The organism is Vibrio sp. 10N.222.48.A3, from assembly GCF_041475345.1.
In the GTDB taxonomy this organism is placed as follows: Bacteria; Pseudomonadota; Gammaproteobacteria; order Enterobacterales; family Vibrionaceae; genus Vibrio; species Vibrio tasmaniensis_A.
On sequence record NZ_JBFRVX010000308.1, the window covers coordinates 1 to 7,879 of the forward strand.

Here is a 7,879-nt window from a genome sequence, read left to right on the forward strand (position 1 = left end):
CCTTCACCACGACAACCTTCGGTCATCAAGATGCCAGTGCCCGGGAGGCCTGTTGGGTGGTATTGAACGAACTCCATGTCACGCAGTGGTACACCGTGGCGATAAGCCATTGCCATACCGTCGCCAGTTACGATGCCGCCGTTGGTATTACAGTGGTAAACACGACCTGCGCCACCGGTTGCTAGAACAACAGATTTTGCTTTGATGGTAACAAGCTCACCTTCAGACATGTGAATCGCGATTAGGCCTTGTACTTCGCCATCTTCAACGAGCAAATCCACCACAAAGTACTCATCAAATCGTTTGATTGTGTCGTACTTCATCGAAGTCTGGAACAGAGTATGAAGCATGTGGAAGCCGGTTTTATCCGCTGCGAACCACGTTCTTTCTACCTTCATACCGCCGAATCGGCGTACGTTTACTTCACCGTTTTCTTTACGACTCCATGGGCAGCCCCATTGTTCCATTTGGATCATTTCGCGAGTCGAGTTTTCAACAAAGTATTCAACAACATCCTGTTCACATAGCCAGTCGCCACCGCCAACAGTATCGTTGAAGTGGTTATCTAGGCTATCTTCGTCTTTAATTACCGCTGCTGAACCGCCTTCTGCTGCCACCGTGTGCGAACGCATTGGGTAAACTTTAGAAATCAGTGCAACTTCCAATTCAGGATTAGCTTCAGCTGCTGCAATTGCTGTACGAAGACCAGCGCCGCCTGCGCCGATGACTGCGATATCTGTGGTAATTGTCTTCACAGTTATTCTCCAGTGTGATGCGGAGTATTCCGCTTGTTATTATAAAAAGCTTATTGGTAGTACTTACTAATTGGCGTTACTTACTAATTAATAGTACGTAAACGGCATCAACCGTTTATTACCCCTAAGCCTTAAGTGGTAGGTTCAGTGTAAGAGAGGAAGGTATTCGAAAAGTTGATGCATTTGGGTTTTTAGGTCGGTAGTGCATATGGAGGCATAGAATTTATAGGTTATGTGACTGCAATCACGGCAATCAATTGTTGATAACGATTAGCCCACAGGGCTTGTGTTAACGGCTTGTTGAGTATGATTTTTGTTATCAATGTGGATGTAAAATCTGTATTGATAATTGTATTGTAGAACGTAATTTTCTGGCTTCATTAAAACAACATTTCGCTTTCAAGAATAGAAAGATAGAAGCTTACAAAAGCGATGAAAGGTGGTAATTTTCGTCGTCTAGAATTCAGTAATATGGAACTCAATAATGCACTCTACATGGCAACCGGCCGCAACCATTAAGCAGTTAAAGCAACGTGCTGATATCCTTAATCAAATTCGTCAGTTCTTTGTTGAGCGAAACGTGATGGAAGTGGATACGCCTGCGATGAGCCACGCCACGGTGACGGATGTGCATTTACATACCTTCAAAACTGAATTCGTAGGGCCTGGTTATGCGCACGGCCAGCCACTATTCTTTATGACTAGCCCAGAGTTTCATATGAAACGCTTGTTGGCTGCCGGAAGCGGTTGTATTTACCAAATTTGTAAATCTTTTCGCAATGAAGAAAATGGCCGTTATCACAACCCTGAGTTCACTATGTTGGAGTGGTATCGCGTTGGTTTTGATCATCATGATCTGATGGATGAGATGGATCTGCTGTTACAGCAGGTACTTAAATCAGGCATAGCAGAGCGAATGACTTACCAACAAGCCTTTATTGATGTGTTAGGTGTTTGTCCGCTGGAAGATTCGATGGATACGCTAAAGCAAGCAGCTGCGAAACTAGGGCTCAGCGACATAGCTGACCCCGAGCAAGATCGCGATACGTTATTGCAGCTTCTTTTCAGTATTGGGGTCGAGGCGAAAATAGGCCAGCAGGTGCCTGCGTTTGTGTATGACTTCCCAGCATCGCAAGCAGCGTTAGCTAAGATCAATCCAAACGATTCACGAGTCGCCGATCGCTTTGAGGTGTATTTCAAAGGAATTGAGTTAGCAAACGGCTTCCACGAGTTAGATAAACCGCAAGAACAACTTAAGCGCTTTGAAGATGATAATGCCAAACGTATTGAGATGGGCTTATCACCTCAACCGATTGATCATCACTTGATTGAGGCATTAAAAGCAGGCTTACCAGACTGTGCGGGTGTTGCTTTGGGTATCGACCGTCTGATCATGCTGGCGTTAGGTTATGACCATATCGATGATGTGACGGCTTTTCCTTTCCCACGTTCTTAGCTCTCTATTCAGCTAGTCTTACTGACGGTTTGGCTAGCTGACCAGAATCCCAGTACCCACTACGGCAACAATGGCACCGATCCAAGCGTAGGCATTTGGTCTCTGCTTGGTGTAAAGCCAAAGTATCGGTAACAACATGATGGGTGTAGTTGAAGATAACAGAGCGACCATACCGACATTACCTTCCTGCAACGCATACAAAATCAACGTCATTCCTACTGCCATCGCTAGAAAACCATTAACCGCGGTAATCGCGAATATCTGCTTATTCATTGGGTTAAGTGCGCGTGAAAGTTTGGCGCCTGTTAAACGAAATGCGGAGTGAGCAACAAAAGCGGTGATCATTCGAATGGCAGAAGCGGCAACAGGGTCGATACTGGTTTGCATCACGGGTTTGGCAATGATGCCGCCCAATGCTTGGCAGATCGCTGCGGTGATTCCCAGTGCGACACCAATCCACACGGTGCCCTTGATGGTTTCAAGCTGGTTGTTGGCTTGTCCTCGACGACCAAAGAATATCGCAGTTAATACACCACTAAACACCAAAGCCGAGCCAATCAGCTCAATAGAGGTCATACTTTCACTAAACAGGAAGTAACCAAGAATCGCCGAGAACACGGCGTGGCAAGAGAACAGTAAACCCGCTTGGCGCGGTCCCATTCGGTTCAAACAGGCAAATAGGGCGGTATCACCAATGAATATACCAATCAGGCCAGATAGCATCATCGGCGTGATTAGATTGGCTTCGACAGTTGACCAACCTCCGGTAAACCAAGCCATGCTTGATAAGATGATCGCGGTACAACCCATTCTCCAACGGCTATAGGCGAAAGAACCTAAGTGTTGGGCAGGCTTTACTGACATTAGGCTCGCAATAGCCCAAAGAAAAGCGGCAGCTAGAGCTAACCATTCAAATCCCATCTGAATAACATCCTTGTGTCTGGGATAAATTAGCTCATCAATATGCATCAAACCGAACTGAGAACAAAGTGATTCTTATGAAAGAACTACTTTGTTTCAGTTATTAGTTTATGTCAGCTGTCGCTCGGTGGTGTGGTTCACTTACTTTGCTTGAGTCGCACTATACCTTAAAGCGCTCCACGTCCTGGCGCATCGACTCGGCAGCGCTACTCATTTCATTTGAGCTATTGCGACTGCTTTCAGCTTGCTGTGCAAGGTCATCAGAGGCATCCTTGATTCCTTGCGTATTACGGCTGATGTCTTCGCTGACCGCGCGTTGCTCTTCCGCAGCACTCGCTATTTGCAGCGCCATATCGTTGATTTCAGTGATTGCCTGAGTGATTTTAGTCAGGCTGCCATGAGCTTGTTCTGCGAAGCCAACACTGTTCTCTGCTAACTGAGTGCTGGTGGTCATGCTTTCAACGGCATGTTCGGTATTTTTCTGCAGTGTATCAATCATCACGCGGATCTCTTCCGTCGAGCCATGCGTTCTTTGGCTGAGCACTCGCACTTCATCGGCGACAACTGCAAACCCACGACCTTGTTCACCCGCACGAGCGGCTTCAATCGCGGCATTCAATGCCAACAGGTTGGTCTGTTCGGCAATGCCTTGAATGGTGGATAGGATCTGGTTGATGCTTTGAGCATTACTCTCTAATTCACGAATAACATTGGCTGCATCTTCAACCTGAGTCGCAAGGCCTGTAATCGCATCGCGGTTTTGTTGGATAACCTCTTGGCCTTCGTTACAAGCGGTAGCGGATGCTTGAGATGCGGAGGCGGTTAATTCGGCATGGCTGGCCACTTCAGCTGCGGTGGCGGACATTTCATGAATCGCAGTCGCAATTTGGTTGATGTCGTTTTGTTGGTTCTCGACTCGAATCGAAGATTGCGTAGCCAGTTGATTGGCTTTTTCCGCATGGTTGTTTAAGTCGTGACTGTGCTCTATTACGCCCTTAAGCATGCTTTGCATCTGGCTCAAGAACTGGTTTACGAGCTCGGCAAGTTTGCCAATTTCATCCATGCGCTTGATATCAATACGCTGAGTCAGGTCGCCTCTGCCTTGAGCAAGCTGAGTCAGTGCTTCAGACAATGTTTGCAGTGGGTGCAGCAAGCGGTTAATCACCATTGTGCTCGCAATCGAAATGACGATGTATAAAATCAAAGAGGTAAGCGTGATAAATTGAATGGCATCGGATACCGCAGAAAATGCCATTTCTTTATCGATCACAATACCCAATGACCAATCGGTATTCGGAACGTTAGCGATGTAGACCATTTTATCGCCTTGACCAGGCCAAGTTAACGTCGTGATCATTTGGTTTTGGAGCAGTTGTGATACTTTGTCGACCGTTAGCTCAGGGTTCAAATTCGTCAGTGGTTTCTGACTCAACTCTTCATCACTGTAGGCGACGATGTTGTTATTACCGTCGACTAAAAAAGCAAAACCGTCATTATCGAGTTTTACATTGAGTACGGTATCAATAATGCTGGTTACGGTTAAGTCTGCCGCGATAACACCCTGTCTTTCACCATTAAATGCTTTAGCGAAACTGATGACAATGCTGCCGTCAAAATCTTGATAAGGTTCGGTAATGATGAGTTCAGATGTCGCGTTTGCATCTTTATACCAAGGGCGGGATCGTGGGTCGTAGTCTGCTGGCCAATCCTCAGCCTTGTCGCCATAAGCTATACTGCCATCACTGAATCCTGCATAAACAGACAAGAATTGCCCGGCTTGCTTGGTGATCAATAACTCGCGATCAGAGTTGCTATTGCTTGAAATGGTCGATTCATTGGCAAGCATCATATCACTGCGGATTGATAACCAATCGGCAATGTAGTTCGTCGTACCAACACTCACGTTTTTCACCTGTTGGTTGATCGCGACTTCAGTTTCTTGAGTAAGCTGATTAACAGATATCCAAGCTTGAGCGCCACTTACGACGGCAATAATAACCGCGATAGCGATCTGAATTTTGAACTTAATAGTATGTCTCAAGGTTTATCCCTCCTTCTTGGATAAAAGGCTAATGACAGCGACGCGTTGGATTGCGAACGGATGTGTCTCTGCTAGGTGTCTAGTGTCGTTATATTTAAAGTTCGAAACGTGTTGAAAATCATAATTTAAATATATATATGATTATTTTTAATAAACAGTGAAGTGGAATCACAATTGGTTGCTGCTAAGGTGTTAATTGTTATCAGGATTTATCTTATTGGTTAAAATCTGGTGGCCCGCCAGCTAGCGAGGTCACGATTACTAGCTGGACGGAAGGGAGGCATTGACGTGCTAAGTGATAATAAACAGCGCGAGGTAGACCATCAGTAAGCCGACAATCCCTAAGATGATACCCATCTTCGCCATATCTTTGCTTTCGATAAGCCCAGTTGAGTAAGCCAGCGAGTTTGGTGGCGTCGATACTGGAAGAATCATCCCGAGCGATGCCGAGAAGGCGACCACAACCAGCAAGCCTTGTAAGCCTCCAATTGCTACTAGGCTTTCCATAGAAGCGCCAATCGCAGCTGCTATCGGCATCAGCAAGTTTGCGGTAGCTGTGTTCGACATGAAATTAGCCATTAGCCAACACACGATAGACAGCGTTAGTACCACTGCAGTCGGCGAGAGCGATTCATAATCAATCGCGTGTGCGAGTGCAGCGGCTAAGCCTGTTTTATCCAAGCCAATCCCAATCGCTATACCACCCGCAACCAGCCACAACACATCCCAGTTAATCAGCTTGAGTTCTTCTTTGCCCATGATGCCAGTGAGAGTAAAAACAGCCAGTGGAATGATAGAGACCACATAAGTGTTCATGCCATGCAGTTTGGTGGTCATCCACAATAAGATTGTCGCAGCGAAGGTGATGTAAACCACGATCGCTCGCCAGCTCTTTTTAAATTGTCCATCAAGCTTGAGGACCATATTTCTTTCTTTAGAAGGGAAGAGTTTTTGTAGGAGAAACCAAGCGATGGTGAGTTGGATGATCACAAAGGGTAAGCCCATCATCATCCAGCTGAGGAAGTCGATGGTGTTTTCACCGGTTAGGTATTGTAGTGCGATGGCATTGGGCGGTGTACCGATGGGTGTCGCTATACCACCGGTGTTGGCAGCAATTGGAATACACAATACGAGCGCCTTAATCCCCATATCGCCTTTGGGTGCCGAAGCCACAATAGGGCCGAGCAGGGCCAGCATCATAACCGTGGTTGCGGTATTTGACATGAACATTGAGAACACGGCGGTGATCAGCATTAAACCTAGCATGATAAAGCGCGGTTCTGTACCGAATGGTTTGAGCAGCACTCGAGCTAGGTTGTTATCGAGTTCATACTTGGATGCGGATATCGCAAGAGCAAAACCACCCATGAAAAGGATGATGATCGGTGACGAAAATGCACCGAAGATGTCGGTATATTTGATTAACTCACCGAGATCGTGCCCCGTTGGTGGATTTCTAAATAGGTGTAAACCTTTGTCAGATATCATCACCAGTTCAAGCGCAATGATCAAAATTGAAGTGGCGAATACCGGAACAGGTTCAAGCACCCACAGTAGAGCGGCCAACAAGAATATTGCCAACAAGCGATGTTGAATCAGCGTGAGATCATCGATTGGTATTGAATCTATCGGCATGAATAACACGCCTAAGGGAATCGCAAAACAAATCAACAGCTTGACCAGAACGCCAACATTGAGTTTAGGCATGTACAAAGACCCTATAAATAAAATATCTTCAAATAGAGTAAGTTATCTGGATTTTTGGTACTTGGAGACGGGTTGTAAAATCGAAAAGTTGTTTAAGGTTTCGACAGTTGTTTTGCTTTTGGTCAATATTTTATCTGGGCAATTAGAGGCAAGAGTGAGAAGCCGCAGGTGGCTGGGCAGGGGGTGAGGATTGAGGTTTGAAAGCTTGGGTTGTTAGAGCTTGAGTAGGAAACGAATTGGTAGAGTTAAGAAAAAGGCGCGTTCTTCTCTGATATAGAAAAAGTAACGCGCCTTTAAAACTAAATGAGTTAACTCAGATCGTTAAGCTTGGTCAGTGTTCTCTGCTGAATCAACAGCTTCAGTCTCAACGTCTTTACCCGCAATGTGCGCGAAAGGAGTGCCTAGAACGGTTTTCTCACCATTCTGCATAGTGTCGTCAAACTTGATTGCATCTTTAGCAAACAGGTTGATAACCGTTGAACCAAGCTTGAAGCGACCCATCTCTTCGCCTTTCTTCAAGATAATAGATTTATCACCTTGTGCTGGGTAATCCCACTTGTAAACCGAGTTACCGCGAGGTGGCGTGATGGTGCCAGCCCATACTTGCTCGATGCTACCTACGATAGTTGCACCAACCAGCACTTGTGCCATTGGGCCAAACTCAGTATCAAAGATACAAACCACACGCTCGTTACGTGCGAATAGGTTTGGAACGTTCTCTGCCGTTAGCGGGTTAACTGAGAACAGGTCTCCGGGAACGTAGATCATCTGACGCAGTGTGCCGTCGCATGGCATGTGCACACGGTGATAATCACTTGGCGACAAGTAAAGCGTTGCGAATTCACCGTCTTTAAACTCATCGGCTAGGTCTGCATCACCACCAAGCAACTCACGTGCTGAGTAGTTATGGTTTTTAGCTTGAATCAGTTGACCATCAGTAATTGGGCCAAACTGACTTACACGTGCATCAGCAGGGTGAACAATAACAGAGTCACCTTC

At 46.1% G+C, this 7,879-nt stretch carries 6 protein-coding genes; 1 reads left to right on the forward strand and 5 read right to left on the reverse strand.

The window, feature by feature from the left end:
• Positions 1-755: FAD-binding protein (locus AB4653_RS09875; RefSeq protein WP_372104019.1), on the reverse strand; the 755-nt coding region annotated here is incomplete at its 3' end.
• Between the two features lie 484 nt (positions 756-1,239).
• Between AB4653_RS09875 and epmA the strand changes: the two genes are divergently transcribed.
• Positions 1,240-2,211 (forward strand): elongation factor P--(R)-beta-lysine ligase, encoded by a 972-nt coding sequence (gene epmA, locus AB4653_RS09880; RefSeq protein WP_009847915.1) that lies wholly within the window; start codon positions 1,240-1,242, stop codon positions 2,209-2,211.
• Between the two features lie 33 nt (positions 2,212-2,244).
• Here epmA and AB4653_RS09885 read toward each other — a convergent pair whose 3' ends face one another.
• The 4 genes from AB4653_RS09885 to asd all read right to left on the reverse strand — a co-directional run.
• The gene (locus tag AB4653_RS09885) at positions 2,245-3,132 is read right to left on the reverse strand and encodes a DMT family transporter (RefSeq protein ID WP_009847914.1); all 888 of its coding nucleotides are present in this window, start codon (positions 3,130-3,132) and stop codon (positions 2,245-2,247) included.
• Positions 3,133-3,292: 160 nt separating this feature from the next.
• Positions 3,293-5,173, reverse strand: a complete 1,881-nt coding sequence (locus AB4653_RS09890) for a methyl-accepting chemotaxis protein (protein WP_009847913.1) — start codon at positions 5,171-5,173, stop codon at positions 3,293-3,295.
• A gap of 291 nt (positions 5,174-5,464) precedes the next feature.
• Positions 5,465-6,880, reverse strand: coding sequence for a DASS family sodium-coupled anion symporter (locus tag AB4653_RS09895; RefSeq protein WP_009847912.1), 1,416 nt, complete (start codon positions 6,878-6,880; stop codon positions 5,465-5,467).
• A 321-nt stretch (positions 6,881-7,201) separates the two neighbouring features.
• On the reverse strand, positions 7,202-7,879 hold a 678-nt coding region (gene asd / locus AB4653_RS09900; protein ID WP_372104023.1), incomplete at its 5' end, for an archaetidylserine decarboxylase.

Excerpts from the sequence above, each read along its gene's own strand:
- epmA (WP_009847915.1), top strand. The coding sequence starts at position 1,240 with ATGCACTCTACATGGCAACCGGCCGCAACCATTAAGCAGTTAAAGCAA.
- AB4653_RS09885 (WP_009847914.1), bottom strand. The coding sequence starts at position 3,132 with ATGGGATTTGAATGGTTAGCTCTAGCTGCCGCTTTTCTTTGGGCTATT.
- AB4653_RS09895 (WP_009847912.1), bottom strand. The coding sequence starts at position 6,880 with ATGCCTAAACTCAATGTTGGCGTTCTGGTCAAGCTGTTGATTTGTTTT.